Consider the following 21,895-nt stretch of genomic DNA (forward strand, 5'->3'; position numbering starts at 1 on the left):
CCATCCTCCAAAAAAATTTTTTAACTATACAATCCAAAACTTGCTAACCAAGCAACTAGTACTCGAGGGGCACCATTTAAGAAACGAGAATATAAAACAGAAGGGACCCCGACTTCAACGGTTTCAGCTTCAGCTTCTTCCAAGCCTAAACCCACGGGAATAAAGTCGCACGCGTTTTGTGTATTAATAGCAAACAATGCTGGTAGAGCTAGTTGTGGCGGAATGTTGCCTTTCCCAATTTCCACACCAATTAACGTACCAATTACTTGGCTGATTACTGCTCCAGGACCTAATAAAGGAGAAAGAAACGGCAGAGAACAAATAAAACCAATAATTGTTAACCCCACAATGTTTCCTGCCAATGGCGCCATGATATTGGCAAAAAATTCACCAATTCCTGAACCTTGAATCACACCAATTAATAAAGAAACAAATGCCATAAACGGAATCACTGTGTTGATCATCGTTTGTACGCCTTCACGGGCTGATTGGTTGAATGTCGCTACAACTTTTCCTGCACCCATACCAATTTTCGCAACAAAACTTTGTTGTTCCGCTTTTTGTTCAGTAATTTTTTTACTTGTATCATATTTAAATTCTGTTTTTTTCGAGGTGGGCTTTTCTGTATCAGCAGAAGCTTCTTCTGATGTCAATGTAATCTGTTTCGGGCCTACAGCGGAAACATAAATTGTCTCATTAATGTATTGTGCTAAGGGACCACTTTTGCCAGTTGGAACAACGTTAATAGTAGGAATTCCTTTTTTAGGATAAATTCCGCAACGAAGAGTGCCTCCACAATCAATAATGGCTAATGCGATTTCATCATCTGGAATCGATGTCTTAAAACCATTGACCGCTTCCATTCCTGTCAAATCTACGATTTTATCAACAATTGCGGGTTTCTCGCCGCCACCTGTAATGTAAATAAATTTATGTTTTTCTTCTGTCGGTGTAATCACTAAGGGCCCACCATAACCGCCATTTCCTTTAACTACCTTAATACTATTGTACGTCATCTCACCTTGCTCCTTTCTAATCCACAGCAATCTCTACTGTTTTACTAAGGGTAATTCCTTGTTGTTTGCAAACATAGGCGGTAGTGAAATCGGTAACCCAACCGCCAATAAAATTCATTAATATCCCTACAAACATATAGCGAATCGCTAGGTCCATCGAATTTAGTCCTAACGTATCAATCCCTTGCGCAATCCCTAACCAAACGAACAATTCACCAGGATTAATATGAGGGAAAACTCCATTACTGGTATGACAAAATTGCGCTTGTGCAGCATAATAGCTAGGTTTATAGTATTCTGGTAAAAATCGAGCCATCGTAAAGGACATTGGATTGCCTAACATAAAAGCGGATAAAAAAGGCAACACTAAATACCGCGTAACAGGATTTTTGGCAGAAAGTTTGGCTACTTTGGTTACTCTTTCTTCTCCTAGAAAAGCAATTAAAGTATTCATAGCTACCATTAACATCAAAACAACAGGTACGATGCCTGTCATCCAAGAAATAAATGTTTCTGCTCCTGTTTGGAAAAGGTGCATAAATCCTTCCGCAAATTTTGTAATATAAGACATTACTCGACACTTCCTTTCAATTTTGTTTGTACTTTATTTTTCCATAATTGCCATTGAATTTTGGCTCCATTAAGCGGCGTTAATGGTTGTGTTTCTTGATAATTGCCAAGCTCAACACGTAAGTAAATTTCTCGTGCATTTTCCATCGCTTGTTGGGTTAATTTATTTTCTTTTTGTACGAGTGGATGGTAATGATCCATATAATGAATATCCTCGTTCACATACTGAGGTAAGGGATGAAATTTAGCTAGAACGGTGACACCTTGCATCTTTCTAGCGGCTAAGATTTTCCCTTGCGAATCCACAGCAAACAAGATAATCGTGCCTGCTTTTAACTTCCCTGCACGTCGACCAATCGCGACTTTCCCTAATTGTCGCAATTCTTGGTAGTTTTGATTAAAGTGTTTAATCTGTTTCATTCCCATAGCTATCTGAACGAAGTAAGCTGTTAAAAAAAGCGCCCCGAATACGTAGATAAAACTCATATGATAATCCCCTTCCTTTGCATCCACTCTTTAACCGCTAAAACATCTCGTTGCTTCCGTAACTCATTACGTAAACGTTCGTCTCCTGCGATTGTAAACAAGCGGTCATATAGTTGTAGTAACTCTGCTTCAACAGTGGCCGTCAGCTCTTCTGGAATACCCAACAGCAAAATAACATCAACTTTACCTTCTGGTGTAACCAGTGATTCTTCAAAAACCCCAATCGATAAAATAATCGTTGGTAAGGCTTGGTTAATTGTATGGGGAAAGGCAATCCCCGATTCAAAAATAGTTGTTTGTTGATCTTCTCTAGTAAAAATTCGTTCGATAAATTGGGGATCTACTAATTTTTCTGCTTCTAAATCAGCAATCATTTTCTGGATATTCGCTCGGTAACCTTGAGTATTCTCTAATAATTGATAGGTCATATGAATATTTTGAGATTCCACGGAACGAATTTCTTTTGCTCTCTGCCACTCATTTCTGAGCCAAGTATCGTTAAATAAATTAGTTAAATGGATCATCGGTGTTTGTGGTCGAATATTTTTTAAGGGAATGGTTGTAAAAATAGCAAAATATTGATTCAATTCTCTTCTCTCTGCCTCTTCTTCAGAAAAATGGGCAATCTGGATGTCTGGACCCAAAACTTTTTCCAATTGCCGCTGAATGATCAAGGCCGTTCCATGACCTGTACTGCAGATTACAGCAATTTCTTTTTTGGCTCCCGCTTCATAGTTCCCTCTCAATGCTAGTTCAAAATACAAAGCGAGATATCCAAATTCAACCGTCGGCACACAACGATTTAACAAACGGCCCAATTCTTGCAAGCCAATCTTGGCTAATTCATAGGCCAAAGGATATTGTCGTTCAATTTCTCCGTAAAATAAATCGTGACATTCCACATGAAAAACGAGTCGATTCATCACGTTTCTTAAATGATCTTTCATTTCTGAAAACAAGAAGTCCTCATCAAATTCAACAACAACTGAATGATGAATTTTTTTCATCATTTTTTGAAAATAGTCAGCTAAGAGTCCTTCATCAGTCAATAAAGAGTTACGAATATGGTTTGTGTTGATGTTAAAAGGAAAGCTGATAAAGGAACGTTCCCATTGGCTTAACGTTACATTATAGGTTATTTCCAAGTGATACCATCAGTTCTTCAATCTGCTCGTTATGACGAACATAATCAACATATTCTGGTGGTAGTTCCGTAATGAGTTTTCCAGCTAAAACACGCTGCAAAACAATTGAAACCACTCTTCGTAAAAGAAAACTATCTTGTTTCGCTAGTCTTGTTTCTTTGATTATTTTTTGTATCATTTGTTTGGTAGTTTCATGAAGAAACTGTTCTTCAAAATATTCTTGGACGTAATTCACATGAAGTAAGCGTAAATCAAACTCTTTTCCTTCTAAATGAATGCCACGGTTTGGCGTACCTACAACCGCAACCTGCCAAGGAGCAATCAGCTCTTTCATGCGCTTAATGTCTTTATTAACTGTGCCGCGACTAACGGCGAGTTCTTCGGATAAATCATAAGTTGAAATAAATTGATCTTCTTCTATTAATCGTTTGATAATGTAGGAAACACGCTTGCTTGAAGAATTAAAATCAGATTCCCTTTTTAGCCGTCCAGACAAAACCTCTTCAAAACCTTCAAAGTTATTGATTTCTAACTGAAAGAGATTTTCCTTCTGAATAATTTGGGCAATACCGATTAATTCATCATTCAATGTATCAATGTTTTTACGAACTGTTTGAGGACTTGCGGCTAATTTCTCTTGCAATTCCTGTAAGCTCATTCCTTTGTGATCAACTAGTAATTTTATTACTTGGTACCATCTATTTACTAGCGTCATTTAGTTTTCCCACCTCTATCCTCTTGTTTTACCTCCAGCTACGTTTGTGGTGATGCCTGTAATATAGCTTGAACGGTCTGATAAATAATAGCATACTAAGTCAGCGACTTCATGGAGTTTTCCGCTACGACCTAATGGAATCGTACTTGTTTTTGAATAACCTGCTCGCAATTGCTCCACAGAAATGTTTCGTGTATAAGCCAATGCTTCTTCGTATGCTAAAGTGCGCAAGCCCGTTTCTTCCATAATGCCTGGCGCAATCCCCACGACACGGACGTTTGATTTTCCTAACTCTTTAGCCCATGAACGTGTATAACTGCTGACCGCTGCTTTCGTTGCAGCGTAGGCGCTTTGCCCTTCGGAGCCTTCTAATCCAGCTTCTGAAGACATATTAATAATGACACCTGCTTGTTTTTGTACAAGAATCCGGCCCACTGCTTGGCTCATTAGGTAGAGCCCTTTTTGATTGATGGCTACAATTTTGTCGAATACCTCATCCGATAATTCATAAGGCCCATGAGGATGATTTTTATCCACCAATAGACGAGGAATATTGATTCCGGCGTTATTTACTAGGCCATCTACGGTTCCAAATTTTTCCACCACTTGAGCGACACCCGCTTCTACTTCTGCTCGAGAAGTTACATCGACTTTCACAAAGAGTAAATGCTCATGTTGCGTTTCTGATGCTGAAATATCAAAATTAGCGACATAGACCTCTTGCGCTAACAAGCTTTCAACAATGCTGCGACCAATACCAGATGAGCCTCCTGTAACAATCACTACTTTTCCTTTAATTCCTAACCAATCTGTCATTTGTTCCACTCCTATCATTTGTTTGCGCTTTCAGTATAGGTCAGTTTGTGAAATTATTTAAGACAGTCTTTTTTTGTAGTTTAGAAAAAAAAGTAGACTAATTCAAAACAAAAAAGCAGTTGCTTCTTCACAATCAATCATCCGTGAAGAAGCAACTGCTTCAAATTTTTATTATCCTTGCACTTTCGCGATTTTTCCTTGTTCGATGTAGACCATCAAAATGCTAATGTCAGCGGGGTTCACACCGCTGATACGGCTTGCTTGGGCAATCGTTTCTGGTTGGATTTTTTGTAGTTTTTGTTTTGCTTCTGTAGCCAAGCCGTTAATCGCTTGGTAATCAATGTTTTCTGGAATGCGTTTTGCTTCCATGCGTTTTAGTTTCTCAACTTTTTCCATGGCTTTTTTAATGTAGCCTTCGTACTTGATTTGAATTTCTACTTGTTCAATCACTTTCGGATCGAGCGCCTCTTCAGGTGCGGGAATAAATTGAGCGACTTCTTGATAACTGATTTCTGGGCGTTTCAGAAAATCTCTAGCTAAAATACCGTCTTTTAAGCCAGCAGCGCCTTTGGTTTCCAAAAATGCTTGCACTTCTTTGGTCGGTTTAATCCGATGTTTGCCTAAGCGGGCAATTTCCGCTTCAACAGCCGCTTTTTTGACTAGATAGGCGGCATATTGTTCTTCTTTGACTAAGCCAATTTCATGACCCATTTCTGTTAAACGTAAGTCCGCATTGTCATGTCGTAAAATCAAACGATACTCCGCACGTGACGTTAATAAGCGATAAGGTTCGTTGGTACCTTTTGTAACTAAATCGTCAATCATGACGCCAATATAGCCATCACTACGTTTTAAAACAAGAGGCTCTTTGCCTTGAATTTTCAATGCAGCATTAATTCCTGCCATCAAGCCTTGACCAGCAGCTTCTTCGTAGCCACTAGTTCCGTTCGTTTGACCTGCTGTATAAAGATTTTCAATGACCTTTGTTTCTAATGTTGGGCGTAATTGGTGAGGGACTACCACATCGTATTCAATGGCGTAACCTGTACGCATCATTTCTACTTTTTCTAATCCTTCAATAGAATGAAGCATTTCTGTTTGGACATCTTCTGGTAAAGAAGTAGATAAGCCTTGGACGTAAACTTCTTCGGTATTCAACCCTTCTGGTTCCAAGAACAATTGGTGTCTTGGTTTGTCTGCAAAACGAACAATTTTGTCCTCGATGGATGGGCAATACCGAGCGCCCACACCTTCCACAATCCCAGTAAACATTGGGGCGCGGTGTAGATTTTTTTGAATAATTTCATGCGTTGTTTCATTCGTATAAGTTAACCAACAAGGTTCTTGGTTTTGATTGTAGGCACTATCTGGCGTGCTGTAACTAAAGTGGTTGGGTTCTTTATCGCCTGGTTGTTCCTCTGTCACAGAATAATCAATCGTACTTGATTTTACTCGCGGCGGCGTTCCTGTTTTAAAGCGATCGATTTCTAAACCTAATTCTTTTAAATGATTGGCTAAACCAACGGAAGGTTGCGAATTGTTTGGTCCTGATGAATATTTTAATTCACCAATAATAATTTCGCCACGCAAGGCAGTACCGGCAGTAATCACCACTGCTTGACTACGGTATGCGGCACCTGTTGAAGTTACAACACCACGACAAACGCCATCTTCCACGATTAATTCTTCAACAATCCCTTGACGAAGGGTTAAATTTTCTTCTTTTTCAATGGTATGTTTCATTTCTGTCGCATAGGCATGTTTGTCAGCTTGCGCGCGCAACGCACGCACTGCTGGACCTTTACCAGTATTTAGCATCCGCATTTGGATGTAGGTTTTATCAATGTTTTTACCCATTTCGCCGCCTAATGCATCGATTTCTCGGACAACGACTCCTTTGGCAGGTCCACCAACAGAAGGGTTACATGGCATAAAAGCAACCATATCTAAATTAATTGTTAAAAGTAACGTTTTAACGCCCATTCGTGCGGCTGCTAAGGCTGCTTCAGAGCCAGCATGTCCAGCACCGACGACAATAACATCATATGATTCTGCTTGATATTGATTCATAAAAAATTCCTCTCTTGTCTTATTTTCCTAAACAAAATTGACTAAATAACTGTGTAATTAATTCATCTTGGACACTATCGCCGACGATTTCCCCTAAATAATCCCAACAACGGGTCATATCAATTTGAACTAAATCGACTGGCATACCTGCTTCGATGCCGTTAATCACTTCTTGTAACGAAAGCGCTGCTTGATCTAGCAAAGCAATATGACGTGTATTAGAAATATAGGTAGCATCTTTTTCGCCTGTTTGGCCGCCAAAGAAAAGATCAGCAATTTTCGCTTCTAACTGGTCTAAGCCTGTGTTTGACAACACCGAAACGGATAAAATTTCTTCTGCAGGGACTAATTCTTGTAATTCGTTAGGATCCAGTTTTGTCGGTAAGTCCATTTTATTTAAAAGAATAACGCGTTTTAAGCCTTTCGTTGCTTCCAACAGTTGACGATCTTCCTCTGTCAATTCTTCGCTTTGATTTAAGACTAACAAAATTAAATCCGAATCTGCTAACGCTTTGCGGCTGCGTTCGACACCAATTCGTTCCACAATGTCTTCTGTTTCGCGAATCCCCGCTGTATCAATTAATTTTAAAGGAACGCCGCGAACGTTAACGTATTCTTCAATGACATCACGTGTCGTTCCAGCAATATCTGTAACGATAGCTTTTTCTTCTCGTAACAGATGGTTTAACAAACTGGATTTCCCGACATTTGGTCGGCCAATAATTGCTGTACTTAGACCTTCTCGCAAAATTTTTCCTTGTTTAGCGGTCGTTAATAATTGTTGAATCTGCGCTTTCACAAATTCGGCTTTTTCTAAAAGTAATTTCGTGGTTAATTCTTCGACATCATCATACTCTGGATAATCGATATTAACTTCTACTTGTGCTAAAGTATTTAAAATTTCTTGTCTTAATGAACGAATTAACGCCGACAAGTTACCATCCAATTGATTCAATGCAACATTCATCGCTTTATCTGTTTTAGCACGGATTAAGTCCATCACTGCTTCTGCTTGTGAAAGATCCATTCGGCCATTTAGAAAAGCACGTTTTGTAAATTCCCCAGGTTCGGCCATTCGTGCGCCTTCACGTAACAGTAATTGCAGTAGTTGGTTCACCACGACAATGCCGCCATGACAGTTAATTTCTACCACGTCTTCTCGTGTAAATGTTTTCGGTGCCCGCATCACAGAAAGCATGACTTCATCAATCAATTGATCGTTTTGCGGATCAACAATATGACCATAATGAATCGTGTGCGTGGGGACTTTAGCTAAATCTTTAGTGCCTGACCGATAAACTTTGTTTGCAATAGCAACTGCTTGCTCGCCACTTAAACGAACAATACTAATCGCACCTTCACCTGGCGGCGTAGAAATCGCCGCAATTGTATCAAATTCCATTGTAGCTGATTGCATAATTAGCTTCCTTTCTTCATAACAACAAAAAAAGCGCCCACTCCTCCTGCATTAAAAAATTCAGGTTGGATTTAGCACTTTCACTGCTTGTTCCTTCGATTTTCTGAAAATAGAATAGCACATTTTATTCTATTTGGCAATTTTTCTTCATTAAAGGGAACGAGAAAACGTATCATTGAGTGGGGAATTCTCAACAATACGTTTTCTCATCTATAGGAATTAAAGGAGAGAGCTAGTTTTTACGTTTGCGTTTGATGATTCCCATGCTCGCAAGGAGTGCGACAAAGGCGCCAAACAAACTTGTTGTCACGGCTGAGGACTCTTTTTCACCTGTACTAGGTAAGTAGCCTGTTTTCCCGTGATTTCCAGTGCCATAACTGATGGTACTTAGTTTCGGATTGTAGCCACTACCATTTGTACCGAGGCCATTGCCTAGTGAACCTAAGCCAGAACCTGTTGTGCCTAAACCAGAACCTCCATTTGGATTTGAACCTGTGTTTGAACCATTCCCATTATTCCCGCCAGTTGCGCCATTGTTTCCTGTGTTGCCGCCTGTATTGCCGTTATTTCCGCCAGTGTTACCATTGCCTCCTCCAGGATTTGTTGGGTCGGCTGGCGTCATGAAGGTTGTAGCCGTACTGTAATGTCCTGCGCCATCGGTAGCTGTCGCAAGTAAACTTTGTTGAGCAGTCGCTTGTCCCGCTGTTAATTGGATAGCGAAGTTGCCTTCAGCATCGGTGGCACCTACAGCAATCACACTTCTTAATAGTCGGTTACTAATTTGAATGATTCGGTTTGGTTCAGCTGTTCCTTTGATGAGGTAGCCGGCTTTAGACGTTCCTAAAACTGAAGAAACAGTTGGTGCCGCAATTTTAATTTCTGGTTCTCCCGTAATATCGGCTGGCGTCATAAATGTGGTTTTAGGACTCACATTTCCTTGTGTATCTGTGGTTAGTGCGGTTAACGTTTCTTTTTCTGTTGCTAACCCTGCTGCAATATGAACGGAGAAGGTGCCTCCAGTAGTTGTATTGCCACTTGCCAATAATTGTTCACTGCTATTGTAAAATTGAACCGTGACATTTGGATCAGCAGTTCCAGTGACTGTATAGCCATTGGCTTTGTTTCCTTCAACCTTCGTAATAGTTGGCGCCGCTAAAACAACATCCGCTGGAATAACGGCTGTAGCTGGTTGACTTTCATTACCTGCGCCATCTTTGCTAATAATCGTAATCGTTTCTCCTGGTGTCACTACGCCAGCTGGTAGAGTCACCGTATATTGGCCGGTTTCGTTAGCAGTTGTAGCAGCAATGATGGTTCCGTCTGCGTCACGGACATCAATAGTGGTTTTTGGCTCCGCCGTTCCAGTGATTTCGTAACCTTTACTAGAATTTCCGGTAATAGAATCAATGGTTGGTGTGGCTAAGTCGGCTGGTGTAGTTGCTGTAGCCGGCTGACTTTCTTTCCCTGTTGCATTTTTCGCTACGACAGTTATTGTTTCGTTAGCTGAGGCCTTCCCTGGCTCTAAAGTCACTGTGTATTTGCCATCAGTTCCAGTAGTTTCCATGCCAAGGACTGTGCCATCGGCGTCGCGCACCTCGACTGTTGTACCAACTTCTGCTGCTCCTACTACTTGATAGCCTTTTGTCGTGCTACCAGTGATTTTGTCAACAGTAGGTGTCGCGACTGGTGCATCTGGATCAGCAGGTGTTTTGAAAGCAGTCGGATTACTTTCTTTCCCAGCAGCATCTTTTGCAATGGCAGTTAAGGCTTCGTTGGCTATTGCTGTGCCCGTCGGAAGAGTGATTGTAAAGGCGCCAGCACCATCAGTCGTTCCCGTAGCAATAACTAAACCTGCTTCATTGTGAATCTCAATGGTGACATTTGGCTCTGCCGTGCCAGTTACTTGATACCCAGTAGCAGTTGTTCCTGTGACATTCGTCACAGTCGGTGCTGCCACGGTTGCATCTTCAGGGACCGTCACTTCCGTTGGTTGACTTTCATTGCCGTCACCGTCTTTTCCAACAACTGTTAATGTATCACCAGGATTAGCGGCTCCCGCTGGAAGGTCCACAGTAAAGTTTCCTTGATCATCCGTTGTCGTTGTACCAATAATTGTTCCATCTGGGTTACGTACTTCAATGGTGGTATTAGGGTCCGCCGTCCCAGTGATTTCATAACCAGTTGTTGAATCTCCAGTAATGTCACCAATTGTTGGTGTGGTAACATCAGCGGGTGTCATAGCTGTAGTTGGTTGACTCTCAAGTCCAGTATCATTTTTAGCAACTACATTCACTGTTTGTTTCGCTGTTGCTTTTCCTGAAGCTAACGTCACAGTATATTGGCCAGTCGGTCCAGTTGTTGCGGTGCCTAAAACTGTTCCGTCTGTTGCACGAACTTCAATGGTGGTGCCAAGTTCAGCGGTACCTGTCACTTGATATCCTTGTGTTGTATTCCCGGTTACTTTGTCGACACTTGGCGGTGCCACTACTTCATCTGCTGGTGTTTGGAAGGTTGTCGGTGTACTTGTATTGCCAGCAGGATCTTTGGCTAACGCTGTCAATGTTTCATTCGCATTTGCCGTCCCAGCTGGAAGGTTCACAGCAAAGGAACCAGTCCCATCGGCAGTCCCTGTTGCAATCACGTTCCCATCTGCATCACGAATTTCGATGGTAGCATTCGGATCAGCGGTGCCTGTCACCTGATAACCAGCAACTGAATTACCTGTTACTCCTGTTACAGTTGGTGCTGTAACCGTGGCATCAGAAGGAACAAGGACTTCAGTCGGTTGACTTTCATTTCCCGCGTTATCCTTTCCAATCACTGTTAACGTATCCCCAGGATTGGTCGTTCCCGTTGGTAGTGTGACAGTAAAATCACCATTCGCATCAGAGGTACCTGTACCAATGACTGCCCCAGCTGGATCACGAACTTCGATTGTTGTGTTAGGGTCTGCTGTTCCTGTAATTTCATAACCCGAACCAGAGTTACCTGTGATGTTATCAACTGTTGGTGCAGTGACATCAGCTGGTGTTGTCGCCGTTGCTGGTTGACTTTCCGTGCCACTAGCGTTTTTCGCTACAACGCTCAGCGTTTGATTTGCTGTTGCTGTTCCTGGAGCTAAAGTCACTGTATATTTTCCATCAGTTCCAGTTGTTGCAGTACCAAGGACCGTGCCAGCTGCATCGCGAACCTCAATGGTGGTGCCAACTTCAGCAGTCCCTTTGACCTCATAGCCTTTTGTTGTACTACCTGTTACAGTCTCAACAATTGGCGTCGCCACGGGCGTATTAGGATCCGCTGGCGTTTGGAACGTTGTTGGCGTACTTTCTGTACCGCTGGCGTTTTTCGCTACGGCGGTTAACGTTTCATTGGCGCCTGCTTCACCTGCGGGAACGGTAACTGTAAATGCCCCTGTCCCATCAGCGGTACCTGTACCTATTACGGTGCCTCCTACATTTCGGATCTCAACCGTGGCATTGGCATCAGCAGTTCCTTTAACCTCGTAACCTGCTGTTGAATTGCCTGTTACTCCTGTGATTGTTGGTGCGGTTACGGTTGCTTCATCCGCTGGTGTTTGGAACGTTGTTGGCGTGCTTTCTGTGCCGCTGGCGTTTTTCGCTACGGCGGTTAACGTTTCATTAGCACCTGCTTCACCTGCGGGAATGGTAACTGTAAATGCCCCTGTCCCATCGGCGGTACCTGTACCTATTACGGTGCCTCCTGCATTTCGGATTTCAACCGTGGCATTGGCATCGGCAGTTCCTTTAACTTCGTAACCTGCCGTTGAATTACCTGTCACTCCTGTGATTGTTGGTGCGGTTACTTCACTAGTAGTACCTGCAGCAAAATAAATGTTGGATACACCGTCTGCTGTTGCTAATAAATTAACGTCTAAAAGATCTGTTTGAACGACTGTTCCTACAAAACGAGCATCTAAATTATTGGATAAATTTTGAGGTGTTGAAACGGTAGTTGGTAAAGTAACCGTAGTTGCGCCTAGTAAAGAAGCATCCACTAACTCATTCACACCTGAACCACCAACTGCTAATAAAGGCAAAGCACCTGAAACAGCCACGTTTACCGTGCCTTTGACAGGAAGCAAGGCTGCATTTATGGCTGTAGCGACAAGATTACTTGGGATACTGGTTCCTTTTGCCTCCAAAGCTTGAACGGCCGCATTCAAATCTTGTAAGATGTTTGAAACATTTTGGGCTAAAACTAACCCTAAACCATCACTAATCGGTGCACTAATGTATGAGCCGTCAGCTGCTAACGTTTCTGGAGCTGTAAATGAAGCAGCACCTAAGTTTTCAATGTTATTCACTAATTCCAACTGACGATTCACTTCCGTCAAATCAATATCAACACCAGTTAAATTCCCTAACGCTCCACTGGTAATTTGAGTAATGACATTGGTTAAATCATTGGCTGCATTCAAAACGGCAGTCAAAAAAGTAACTTTTGAAAGATCAATCGTAACGTTGGTATTGATTGCTGCGCTGCCTGCTGCAGCTACATTTCCTCTTAACTCAGGAGGAACCACTAACACCGCTTGTTTTTGTCCACTAAACACAGCGGAAGCATCTGCTAAAGCGCCACCAGAAACCGTGAAATTAACTGGTTGATTTTGGTTTGCGGCTGTCCAACGATTACTCGTTGAAGTGCCACTGTCATTATTTGACGTAACATTTGATAATAGTTCGATATCCAAGACCGCTGCTGATGCACTGATTGTGCCAGAGGTAACAGCTATACTTACAGGGATTGCTAATGACGTAAATAATAAACCACTTGATATTGCTAAATTAAGCATCTTGCGTTTTGTCCATTTTTTATACTGACTTTTCCGATTAAAATCCTCAACAATTTTCTTTTTCATCTGATCGTCCCTCTTTTCTTTAAAATAAACGATAAATACCAAGATCATTAGCTTCCCCTAGTTGTTCATCTCCCCCTTTAGCGATTTAAATGGATTTAACACCTGCAGTTTAGTACATTTCCTCAGCTTTTCAAAATATAACGCTGTGAATTTTTATATAAAAATTCATTTGATAACAAGCATCCTAAATATGTTAAAAAACTCACTAATTCATTAGTGAGTTATTATACAATGAGAGGAAAATGAGGAAGTTTATACGTTTCTCCCCAATCATTAAAGATAAATAAATTATTTTATTATAACTTATCGTTTGATAAATCGATAATTAAATAACGGAAAATTTTTTTATTTTTTTGAGAAATTCCACTATTATTTTTTCTGCTTCTTTGACTGTTTTTATCAATTTTATAGACATAAGTCATAAAAACTTTACATCAAAAAAATGACTCTAATCTATAACAATTTTTTCTGTTTTTAAGATTTTTTTTATGAAATTTTTTATATTAAAAAAATTTCATAAAAAAAAGACGACAGCCGTTTTTGAACGAATGCCGCCTTTTAGATAAACAAAAACCTGATTCTAAAAGAATCAGGTTTAGGAAAAGCAAATCAAGATTCGCTTCAACTGTTTATCATCGTATTTGTATACTCTGATAAGAATGATTTCGTAATAAAATATACTGTGTTTCGTGGTATTTGTCAATCGCTTTCTTGAATTCTCTTGAGACCTTTCCATAGGCATATAAGGTCAAAATAACTGACCAAATCAGCGTTGTAACTATCTTTTTAATTAAGGGGTCAGCCAATTTAATTTCATTAGTTTATCTAAAAACACCACCAAAATTAAAGCATCTGCACTGCCACCAATACTCCAATTTTTTTCTTTGAATAAGTGATTCAATCTTTCTAAGCAAAGGGTTCCCCGTAACGTTTGTGTCCCCCCTAAAGCAAAATATTCCTGGATTAACGGTTGATATACTTCAAAAATTCGGACATTCTGACTTCGTTTAATCAAATTCGTATCCTCAACATAGAGCGATAAATAAAGGAGCGTATCAATGAGTTTTTGTTGTTGTGTGCCTTGATGTTTTTGATAATAAGGCACTCCCTGTTTAAAGACAGCGGGATACCCTTGTTGCGCCTCTCCACGGATTCCAGTCAAGCCATACTGAACAAATAATCGTTCACCCCAAGTTAGTTTTTCTAGCTCATTCGTAGCGAGGTTTTCAAAGTCGGCCAGTAAGTCTTGCGTCATTGTTTGAAGCGTTTGTTGAAACAATTGTAAGGTGCAAGGGGTCTCCCAAATCATTAGACGACCACAGATAGCTAAAAAAATACCTAGAGAAAAAATCGCTCCTTTATGTGTGTTGATCCCTTCTGTTGCCTCAAACATCGCTCGTTCTGCTTCTAAACCAACTTGTCGAATCGCGCGAAATGTTGCCTCAATCGGCAAATGACGTAGCTCTGTCCCAGCTTGAACGAAGGTTTCAAAATAAGGAGTCAAAACCACACTACTTTCTAAAAAAGTGAAAACATCCATATCTTGATGGGCGCCTGCATCGACTGGATCCACCAAGCCTGGTTTATTTAAACAGGTCACTTCATAGAGTAGTGCCAATTGTGCTTGCTGCGCTAATTTACTCCTTGCTTGCTTTGTCATTGCCTTTTACGTCCCTTCTTCTGTGCCGTGGTCTTTTCTTGTTTTATATAGTCTAGTACAGCATTAAAAACCGTGTCAACTACGCCGCCATCAAATACATTAGGTATGAATTTTTCTGCTGTGGGTTCTGAAATCATAGCGGCCAAGCTTCGTGCTACTGTCATTTGCAAACCGACATCGACTTTTCTGCCTTTCGCTGCCAATAACCCTTTAAAAAGACCTGGAAAAGCTAAAATGTTGTTCACTTGATTCGGATATTTGGAAGAACCAGTTGCTAATAAACGGACGCCATTGGCTTGGGCGAGGGCTGGTTCAATTTCTGGTTTAGGATTTGCTAAAGCAAAGATAATTGGGTCTTGGTTCATTGATTTAATCAGGGCTGGCGTTAGCACATCCGCTTCTGATAAGCCTAAAAAAACGTCCTGATTGACGACAGCGGTGGCTAAATCTTTGTTTTCTACTGATGGTTTTATTACCTGTCGAAGCAAAGCACGTTGGTAAGGATTCAATGTCGGGTCTTCTTCTCTTAAAACACCTTGGCGATCTACTAAGGTAAGATGCGTAATTCCCGCTTGAATACATAACTTAGCGGTCGCTACACCAGAAGCACCAACTCCGTTAATCACCACACGCAATTGATTTAAAGGTTTTCCTTTAATTTTGGCTGCGTTGATTAGCCCAGCTAAAACGACAATGGCTGTGCCTTCTTGGTCATCATGATACACAGGAATGTTCAAACGTTGTTGAAGTTTTTCTTCAATTTCAAAACATTTTGGTGCAGAAATATCTTCTAAATGGATTCCTGCAAAACTATTTTGTAAATTTTCAATTGTTTGAACCATCTCGTCAACTGATTTTTGTTCCAGTGCTAAAGGAATAGCATCGACCCCCGCCAAATTTTTATAAAGTAAAGCTTTGCCTTCAACAATTGGCAAGCCCGCTTGCGTGCCCATATTGCCGAGACCCAGAACAGCTGACCCATCTGTAATAACCGCAATTAACTTACCACTAATGGTCCACTCGCGCGCTAATTCATGATTTTGGGCAATCATTAAACTCAATTCTGCGACACCAGGTGTATACATTTTGGCTAAATCATGATGGTTTAATACCGCTTCTGTTGCTTCAAGACTTAGCACACCAATATTTTTTTGATGAATTGCTAGAACTTCTTCTAACACATTGTCACTTCCTTTCACGGGCTGCCTTTTTTCTATTTGATGAAGCAAGGGTTTGAACAACCGTTATCGTCGCTCAAACCCTTGCTTCTTTATACATTTGCGGAGCACTTGCCCGTTCTATTCTGGCAAGTCAAGTTTGACTGTCACTTTCTGTAACGGTACATCGTAAAAAGGATCTTCACGACGTCCTAAAAAGTCTTTTCCTTGTTGTGGGAACATCGCATATAATAGGACATCCTCTTCAGATTTTGCGTATTGTTGGATTTCCTTTTCTAAACTATGCAACTCTGGTTTCAATAAATCCGCTGGTCGACAAGTAATTACTTCTTCATCCCCAATGATTTTTTGCTTAATCTCTTCTGCGATAGGTGCTGGTGATTTGCCATATTCTCCGCGCACATAATCTTTGATTTCATTCGGTATTAAGGAATATCTTTCCCCAGAAATCACATTCATTAAAGCTTGTGTTCCGACCATTTGTGAAAGCGGCGTAACTAGTGGTGGATACCCTAAATCCGCTCTTACTTTAGGTACTTCAGCTAAAACTTCTTCATATTTGTCTTGTAAACCTTGCTCCGTTAATTGACTTAATAAGTTTGATAACATACCACCAGGCACTTGATAAATCAAGGTTTTCGGTTCCGTATCTTTAACTTTAGGGTTTAAAATGCCTTCACTTCTAAAACGATCACGAATCGGATTGAAATAGTCAGCAATCTCTGTTACTTTTTCCATATTTAAACCTGTTTCAAAGCCTAAATCTTCTAACGCAATGGCTACAGATTCTGTGGCTGGTTGACTCGTACCGCCAGCGAAAGAAGAGATAGCTGTATCGATGATATCCGCACCTGCTTCAGCAACTTTTAAATAGGTCATCTCAGAAATACCACTAGTCGCATGCGTATGCACCTCTAAAGGTAAATCAATGGCATCTTTCATTTTGCTCACTAATTCAAAACCCGTTTGTGGCGTCAAAACGCCTGCCATATCCTTAATACAAATGGAATCCGCTCCTGTTTGACTTAATTCTTTGGCTAATTTTACAAAGTAATCGATGGTATGAATTTCACTCGTGGTATAAGAAATCGCTGCTTGACAGTGTCCGCCAGCTTCTTTTGTTGTTTGAATTGCTGTTTGTAAATTACGGACATCATTCAAGGCATCGAAAATACGAATAATATCAATCCCATTTTCAACTGATTTTTCGACAAAGGCCCGCACCACATCATCAGCGTAATGACGATATCCTAGTAAATTTTGTCCTCGTAATAACATTTGAAGTTTGGTATTTTTAACTTCTTTGCGAATTTGGCGAAGACGTTCCCAAGGATCCTCGTTTAAATAGCGGACACAGGAATCAAACGTTGCCCCGCCCCACATTTCTAATGCATGAAATCCTGCCTCGTCCATTGTTTTAATAATCGGCAGCATATCTGAGGTTGGCATCCGTGTTGCAATTAAACTTTGTTGTCCATCCCGTAGCACCGTTTCTGTAAAACGAATTTTTTTACTCACTTGGCTGCTCCTTTCGTGTCAAAATTATTTCTGTTATTTTTTCTTGCATTGCTTCAAGACTGTGACGTCGATTTCGTCCACAGACTTTCGCCTCTTCTTGGCAAATAAAACAGCGCCGTGGTGGCAAGCCTAAATCTCCTCGATGAAGGCTTTTTAGTTCTTCATTTCCCCATAAAACATCTAGGTCCACTAAACGACCATAAGGATGTGTTTCTTCAATTTTGACCATTCTTTGTTTTAATTCTTGTGGGGCTAACGAAACCGCCAAATAATATTCAGGACCTGTCTTTTCATTCCGGTAAAAATTAACAATCGGTACTTGATCCAGCAATTGTTGCTCGACTTCGTCAATTACTTCTAAAAAAACAGCCGTTAAGGTGGGCGAATTTTTCACTTCTCCAGGAATATTCATTGTGGCAGATAAGAGACTAGCTTCTGGTGCTGTTTCTAACAACTCCTTCTGTGTGGCAGCTCTTTGTTCGCGAGCATCCAACATCTCTAAAAGTGTTACTTTTTCCCCATTAAACATTGCGTACCACATCAATTAGACTACCATCTCGGTATTCAATTAACGCAACGACTTTGTCTCCATATTTAATTGGTTCCGGGGTGCCAACAATGTTGTAGGCTTTGTCTTTCAACTCTTCTAACGTAAACTGAGGAACATCTAAAGTTTTAAAACAATCAATTAAGTCTGTTCTTTTTGGATTGATTGCAATGCCGACTTCTGTTACTACGACATCGACACTCGTACCTGGTGTAACGACTGTATTTACTTGCTCAACAATTGTTGGAATCCGTCCACGAACAAGTGGTGCAATCACTAGACTCATTTTACAAGCCATACTTGTATCGGAATGTCCGCCAGAAGCACCACGGATAACACCATCTGAACCAGTAATGACATTTACATTAAAATCTGTGTCCACTTCTAAAGCAGATAAAATAGCTGTGTCTAATTGATTAATAACCGCCCCTTTGCTAAGCGGTGAAGCATACATATTGGCATCAATTTCATAATGATTGGCATTTTCCCCTAAAGAAATAGCTGATGGATGATCAAAGTCTTGGACGTCAATAATTTTTTCTACTAAGCCTTCTTCCAAAAGTTCCACCATTGCATTCGTAATTCCGCCTAAAGCGAAACTTGCTTTAATACCATCTTTAAGCATTTGTTCTCTCATGAACCGCGTAACTGCTAGTGAAGAGCCACCTGTTCCTGTTTGGAATGAGAAGCCTTCTTTGTAGTAAGGAGAATGTGTAATTATTTTTGCGGCATATTCAGCAATCAATAATTCTTTGGGATTCTTTGTAAAACGTGTTGCGCCTTTGGCAATTCCATCTGGATCACCAATTGCATCAATTTCTACCACATAATCAACATCTGTTTGTGGAATACTGATAGGGGTATTAGGATATGGTACTAATGTGTCAGTAATGATGACCACTTGATCCGCATATTTTGCATCGACCATCGCATATCCAAGAGAACCACAGGTAGCTTTTCCTTTGGTTCCATTCGCATTTCCATAAGCGTCTGAACTTGGTGCACCTAAGAAAGCTACATCAATATGGATATCGCCTGCTGCTACTGCCCGTGCCCGGCCACCATGTGAACGAATCACCACAGGATTTTCCATGATACCTGCTGAAATAGCGGCGCCTACTTTATCTCTCAAACCTGAAGAAGTAATGTTGGTGACTACTCCATTTTTAATGTGTTCGATCAAAGGTTCATGAACATTTGCAATTGAACTAGGTGCAATCGAAATGTTTTTCAGCCCCATGGCGGCAATCTCGGCTAAAACTAAATTCATCACATAGTCTCCTTCACGGAAATGGTGATGGAAAGAGATGGTCATGCCATCTTTTAAACCTGTTTTTTCAATTGCTTCACGAATACTTCCTAAAAGTTTTGTCTCCCGAGGTTTCACTGGTTTAATTGCTCGGCTCGCTTCTTGATAAGCATCAATGTGTGCTAATTCTCCTTCATAAATGCCGTATTGCTCTGCATAAGATTGAGGAATGTCTTTGCCTACTTTATTTACTACCATGTCTATATTTCCTCCTCGGTAATTAATTTAGCCGCCAATGCTAACGCAATGACCCGTTCAGCTCGTTCAACAATTGGTTTATCAACCATTTTTCCATTTACGGAGATAACACCGGAACCTTTTGCTTCGGCTTCCCGAATGCCCCAGATTACTTCCTTAGCATTCTGGATTTCTTTTTCTGTTGGCGCATAAATAGTATTAACTAATGGGATTTGACGAGGGTTAATCACCGATTTCCCATCGAAACCTAGCTGTTTAATCAAACGAACTTCGGCTTCAAAGCCTTCCGTATTGTCTACATCTGAATAGACCGTATCAATAGCTGCAATCCCAGCTGCTCGAGCGGCATGTAAAATCATGCTACGAGCAAAGAATAGTTCTTGGCCATCTGGATGGCGCCGTGTTTTCATATTGGTAACATAGTCTTCGGCGCCTAACGCGATGCCAATCAAGCGAGTTGAACTTTTGGCAATCGCGGGCGCATTTAGAACACCTTCAGCCGATTCGATGGCAGCCATCATTTTCGTTGTTCCTACGGGAATGTCATTTTGCTGTTCTACTTCTGTAATGACTGCCTCGACATCAATGATATCTTGGGCTGTTTCTGTTTTTGGTAAACGAATCACATCGACACCAGCTAAGACCATTGCTTCAATATCTTCTGCACCACCGGCATCTAAAGCATTGATCCGAACAACAATTTCAATATTGCCATAATCGAAAGTTTTCAAAGCAGAATGGACTAAAACACGGGCAGAGTCTTTTTCTTTTAATGAAACTGCATCTTCTAAATCAAACATGATTGAATCTGCCCCATACAAAGGTGCATCTCTTAGCATTGCTGCGTTCGCTCCAGGGACAAACATCATTGTTCTTCTTAAACGTTCCATGAGTCCAACTCCTTCCAATCATACGTTTCTTTTTCAGCGCCTCGATGTAAAACTGTAATCATCCGAGCTTTGATTGTACAATCTAATGCCCCTTTATCAATCGCCTTGACCGCAACGCCTTGGACATCTAAATGTTCCAAAGTTGTCGTAATCACCTGGCGAATTTGATTGCCAAATTGTTTTTCGACACTACTTTCTAATTCAATGGTATTTTCTGTTGATTCAATGGGTTGGACGGTAATCATAATATCACTTGATTCTACTGTCCCTGCAGTAGCATTTTTGATAATCTTCACTTTCTTCACCTCATTAGTTTCTTGTGTTCTACTAAGTATTGATAACTTGTTGCTGGTAAAAACTTCTTGAGTGTCTCTTTGTCGCCTTCAGCCATCGCTTTGCGAACTTTCGTCGCACTAATCAGCTCTCCATCAATCGCTAATCGCGGGACAATGGTTAGCGTTATCGTTTGTCCGAAAACTTGTTGCATTGCTTGATTGTAGACATCGGTCACTTCTGAATAAGGCTCTTCTCCCACATAACGTTGCTGAATTTCAAGTATGGGCGCAATTCTTTCTTTAAATAACGTTGCATCAAGCGTTGCTTGAATTGCAGCTACCTCTAATGGCGCTTTTTCTTTCAAAAAATAGGTAGGAAAAGTCGCAGACGAAACTAAGTAATCTTCTGTAGATAGGACTGTCACATTGGGTAAATGGGCTACCCCTTTTTGCACCATTGCGAAACGTGCTTCTTTTGAAAACAGCGATTTATCTTCAGATAAAACAAACACATAAACGTGCGGACTTTCTTTGGCTGCTTTTTCGACTAAGTACTGATGGCCTTTCGTAAAAGGATTTGCATTCATGACAATGCTACTGGCTGGCCCTGCTTTTTTATGCTGTGTCAGGTAACCAAGATAATCGGCAAAATCTGGTTTGCCTTGCTCCATAAATAGCACCTCTTGATTCGCAACCACTTTTTGAAAGCCTAGCGACTGAAAAATTTGTTCATTTTTTGGTTTTGTATACAAAAAACTGTGTAATTGGTTTTCTTCTCTCAGTTTTTCAAGTAGATGAACCACCAATTGGGTTAACAAATTTTCAGATTGATATTTTTTACAAACGGCCACGCACTTAATCGTTTTGCCTGAAAGCGAGCCAGAGGCGATTAATGCTGTGTCATCATATATGCCAACGGTGTAATCAAGTGCTTCTGTCGTTTGCAATTCGGCTTTTTCCATTAATTCGCGCCAAGCTTGATAAGCTTTTTTATCTTTTTGCAACCAGATTCTTTTCATTGTATATACGCTGCTCACAGCAATAACCTCCTTTATTTTTTAATTGGAAATAATTTTGTTAGTAATTTAGACGCTAGATAAATGATAAATAAAACAACGAAAACGCCGCCCCAACCAAAACCTAACAGTTCAAATGCAATTTTTAAATCTTCCATGTTAACAGACATGTATTCGTTCTCCTTTCCGT

Annotated in this window: 16 protein-coding genes and 1 pseudogene; all 17 read right to left on the reverse strand. The window is 40.7% G+C overall.

The window, feature by feature from the left end:
* Positions 1 to 20 precede the first annotated feature (20 nt).
* Positions 21 to 1,016, reverse strand: a complete 996-nt coding sequence (srlE, locus tag IGL93_RS13230; RefSeq protein WP_010713665.1) for a PTS glucitol/sorbitol transporter subunit IIB — start codon at positions 1,014 to 1,016, stop codon at positions 21 to 23.
* A 16-nt stretch (positions 1,017 to 1,032) separates the two neighbouring features.
* Positions 1,033 to 1,587 (reverse strand): PTS glucitol/sorbitol transporter subunit IIC, encoded by a 555-nt coding sequence (srlA, locus tag IGL93_RS13235; protein ID WP_002355983.1) that lies wholly within the window; start codon positions 1,585 to 1,587, stop codon positions 1,033 to 1,035.
* A complete protein-coding gene (locus IGL93_RS13240; RefSeq protein WP_002355985.1) occupies positions 1,587 to 2,072 on the reverse strand; it encodes a transcriptional regulator GutM in 486 nt (161 codons plus the stop codon). The genes srlA and IGL93_RS13240 overlap by 1 nt, the downstream gene beginning before the upstream one ends.
* A pseudogene (locus IGL93_RS13245) lies at positions 2,069 to 3,932 on the reverse strand (BglG family transcription antiterminator). The gene IGL93_RS13240 and the pseudogene IGL93_RS13245 overlap by 4 nt, the downstream one beginning before the upstream one ends.
* A gap of 15 nt (positions 3,933 to 3,947) precedes the next feature.
* A complete protein-coding gene (locus IGL93_RS13250; protein WP_002355987.1) occupies positions 3,948 to 4,748 on the reverse strand; it encodes an SDR family oxidoreductase in 801 nt (266 codons plus the stop codon).
* A gap of 171 nt (positions 4,749 to 4,919) precedes the next feature.
* Positions 4,920 to 6,818 (reverse strand): tRNA uridine-5-carboxymethylaminomethyl(34) synthesis enzyme MnmG, encoded by a 1,899-nt coding sequence (gene mnmG / locus IGL93_RS13255; protein WP_002355988.1) that lies wholly within the window; start codon positions 6,816 to 6,818, stop codon positions 4,920 to 4,922.
* A gap of 19 nt (positions 6,819 to 6,837) precedes the next feature.
* Positions 6,838 to 8,235 (reverse strand): tRNA uridine-5-carboxymethylaminomethyl(34) synthesis GTPase MnmE, encoded by a 1,398-nt coding sequence (mnmE, locus tag IGL93_RS13260; protein WP_002355989.1) that lies wholly within the window; start codon positions 8,233 to 8,235, stop codon positions 6,838 to 6,840.
* A gap of 232 nt (positions 8,236 to 8,467) precedes the next feature.
* Positions 8,468 to 13,162: an Ig-like domain-containing protein gene (locus IGL93_RS13265; protein ID WP_025192087.1), complete on the reverse strand. Its 4,695-nt coding sequence runs from the start codon at positions 13,160 to 13,162 to the stop codon at positions 8,468 to 8,470.
* Positions 13,163 to 13,904: 742 nt separating this feature from the next.
* Entirely contained in the window at positions 13,905 to 14,774 is an 870-nt protein-coding gene (gene citG / locus IGL93_RS13270; RefSeq protein ID WP_002419347.1) for a triphosphoribosyl-dephospho-CoA synthase CitG, read from the reverse strand.
* Positions 14,771 to 15,955 carry an NAD(P)-dependent malic enzyme gene (locus tag IGL93_RS13275; RefSeq protein WP_010707911.1) on the reverse strand — a complete coding sequence of 395 codons (1,185 nt, stop codon included), beginning with the start codon at positions 15,953 to 15,955 and terminating at the stop codon, positions 14,771 to 14,773. Before IGL93_RS13275 ends, citG begins: the two co-directional genes overlap by 4 nt.
* A gap of 117 nt (positions 15,956 to 16,072) precedes the next feature.
* Entirely contained in the window at positions 16,073 to 17,470 is a 1,398-nt protein-coding gene (locus tag IGL93_RS13280) for an oxaloacetate decarboxylase subunit alpha (protein ID WP_002355994.1), read from the reverse strand.
* Positions 17,463 to 17,999, reverse strand: a complete 537-nt coding sequence (gene citX, locus IGL93_RS13285; RefSeq protein WP_002390266.1) for a citrate lyase holo-[acyl-carrier protein] synthase — start codon at positions 17,997 to 17,999, stop codon at positions 17,463 to 17,465. The genes IGL93_RS13280 and citX overlap by 8 nt, the downstream gene beginning before the upstream one ends.
* Positions 17,992 to 19,524 carry a citrate lyase subunit alpha gene (gene citF / locus IGL93_RS13290; protein WP_002355996.1) on the reverse strand — a complete coding sequence of 511 codons (1,533 nt, stop codon included), beginning with the start codon at positions 19,522 to 19,524 and terminating at the stop codon, positions 17,992 to 17,994. The genes citX and citF overlap by 8 nt, the downstream gene beginning before the upstream one ends.
* Before the next feature lie 2 nt (positions 19,525 to 19,526).
* Positions 19,527 to 20,414, reverse strand: coding sequence for a citrate (pro-3S)-lyase subunit beta (citE, locus tag IGL93_RS13295; protein ID WP_002355998.1), 888 nt, complete (start codon positions 20,412 to 20,414; stop codon positions 19,527 to 19,529).
* Complete coding sequence (gene citD / locus IGL93_RS13300; protein WP_002355999.1) at positions 20,402 to 20,710, reverse strand: citrate lyase acyl carrier protein; 309 nt, start codon at positions 20,708 to 20,710, stop codon at positions 20,402 to 20,404. Before citD ends, citE begins: the two co-directional genes overlap by 13 nt.
* 5 nt (positions 20,711 to 20,715) lie before the next feature.
* Positions 20,716 to 21,708, reverse strand: a complete 993-nt coding sequence (gene citC / locus IGL93_RS13305; protein ID WP_002408139.1) for a [citrate (pro-3S)-lyase] ligase — start codon at positions 21,706 to 21,708, stop codon at positions 20,716 to 20,718.
* A 32-nt stretch (positions 21,709 to 21,740) separates the two neighbouring features.
* Positions 21,741 to 21,875 (reverse strand): OadG-related small transporter subunit, encoded by a 135-nt coding sequence (locus IGL93_RS13310; protein WP_002356001.1) that lies wholly within the window; start codon positions 21,873 to 21,875, stop codon positions 21,741 to 21,743.
* Positions 21,876 to 21,895: the final 20 nt, after the last annotated feature.

The sequence above is a fragment of the Enterococcus sp. DIV1328a genome (assembly GCF_050536905.1).
Taxonomy (GTDB): Bacteria; Bacillota; Bacilli; order Lactobacillales; family Enterococcaceae; genus Enterococcus; species Enterococcus faecalis.

Bases quoted from the DNA above. Each gene is read 5' to 3' on its own strand.
- srlE (WP_010713665.1), bottom strand. From the start codon at position 1,016: ATGACGTACAATAGTATTAAGGTAGTTAAAGGAAATGGCGGTTATGGT.
- srlA (WP_002355983.1), bottom strand. From the start codon at position 1,587: ATGTCTTATATTACAAAATTTGCGGAAGGATTTATGCACCTTTTCCAA.
- IGL93_RS13240 (WP_002355985.1), bottom strand. From the start codon at position 2,072: ATGAGTTTTATCTACGTATTCGGGGCGCTTTTTTTAACAGCTTACTTC.
- IGL93_RS13250 (WP_002355987.1), bottom strand. From the start codon at position 4,748: ATGACAGATTGGTTAGGAATTAAAGGAAAAGTAGTGATTGTTACAGGA.
- mnmG (WP_002355988.1), bottom strand. From the start codon at position 6,818: ATGAATCAATATCAAGCAGAATCATATGATGTTATTGTCGTCGGTGCT.
- mnmE (WP_002355989.1), bottom strand. From the start codon at position 8,235: ATGCAATCAGCTACAATGGAATTTGATACAATTGCGGCGATTTCTACG.
- IGL93_RS13265 (WP_025192087.1), bottom strand. From the start codon at position 13,162: ATGATCTTGGTATTTATCGTTTATTTTAAAGAAAAGAGGGACGATCAG.
- citG (WP_002419347.1), bottom strand. From the start codon at position 14,774: ATGACAAAGCAAGCAAGGAGTAAATTAGCGCAGCAAGCACAATTGGCA.
- citX (WP_002390266.1), bottom strand. From the start codon at position 17,999: ATGTTTAATGGGGAAAAAGTAACACTTTTAGAGATGTTGGATGCTCGC.
- citF (WP_002355996.1), bottom strand. From the start codon at position 19,524: ATGGTAGTAAATAAAGTAGGCAAAGACATTCCTCAATCTTATGCAGAG.
- citE (WP_002355998.1), bottom strand. From the start codon at position 20,414: ATGGAACGTTTAAGAAGAACAATGATGTTTGTCCCTGGAGCGAACGCA.
- citC (WP_002408139.1), bottom strand. From the start codon at position 21,708: ATGAAAAGAATCTGGTTGCAAAAAGATAAAAAAGCTTATCAAGCTTGG.
- IGL93_RS13310 (WP_002356001.1), bottom strand. From the start codon at position 21,875: ATGTCTGTTAACATGGAAGATTTAAAAATTGCATTTGAACTGTTAGGT.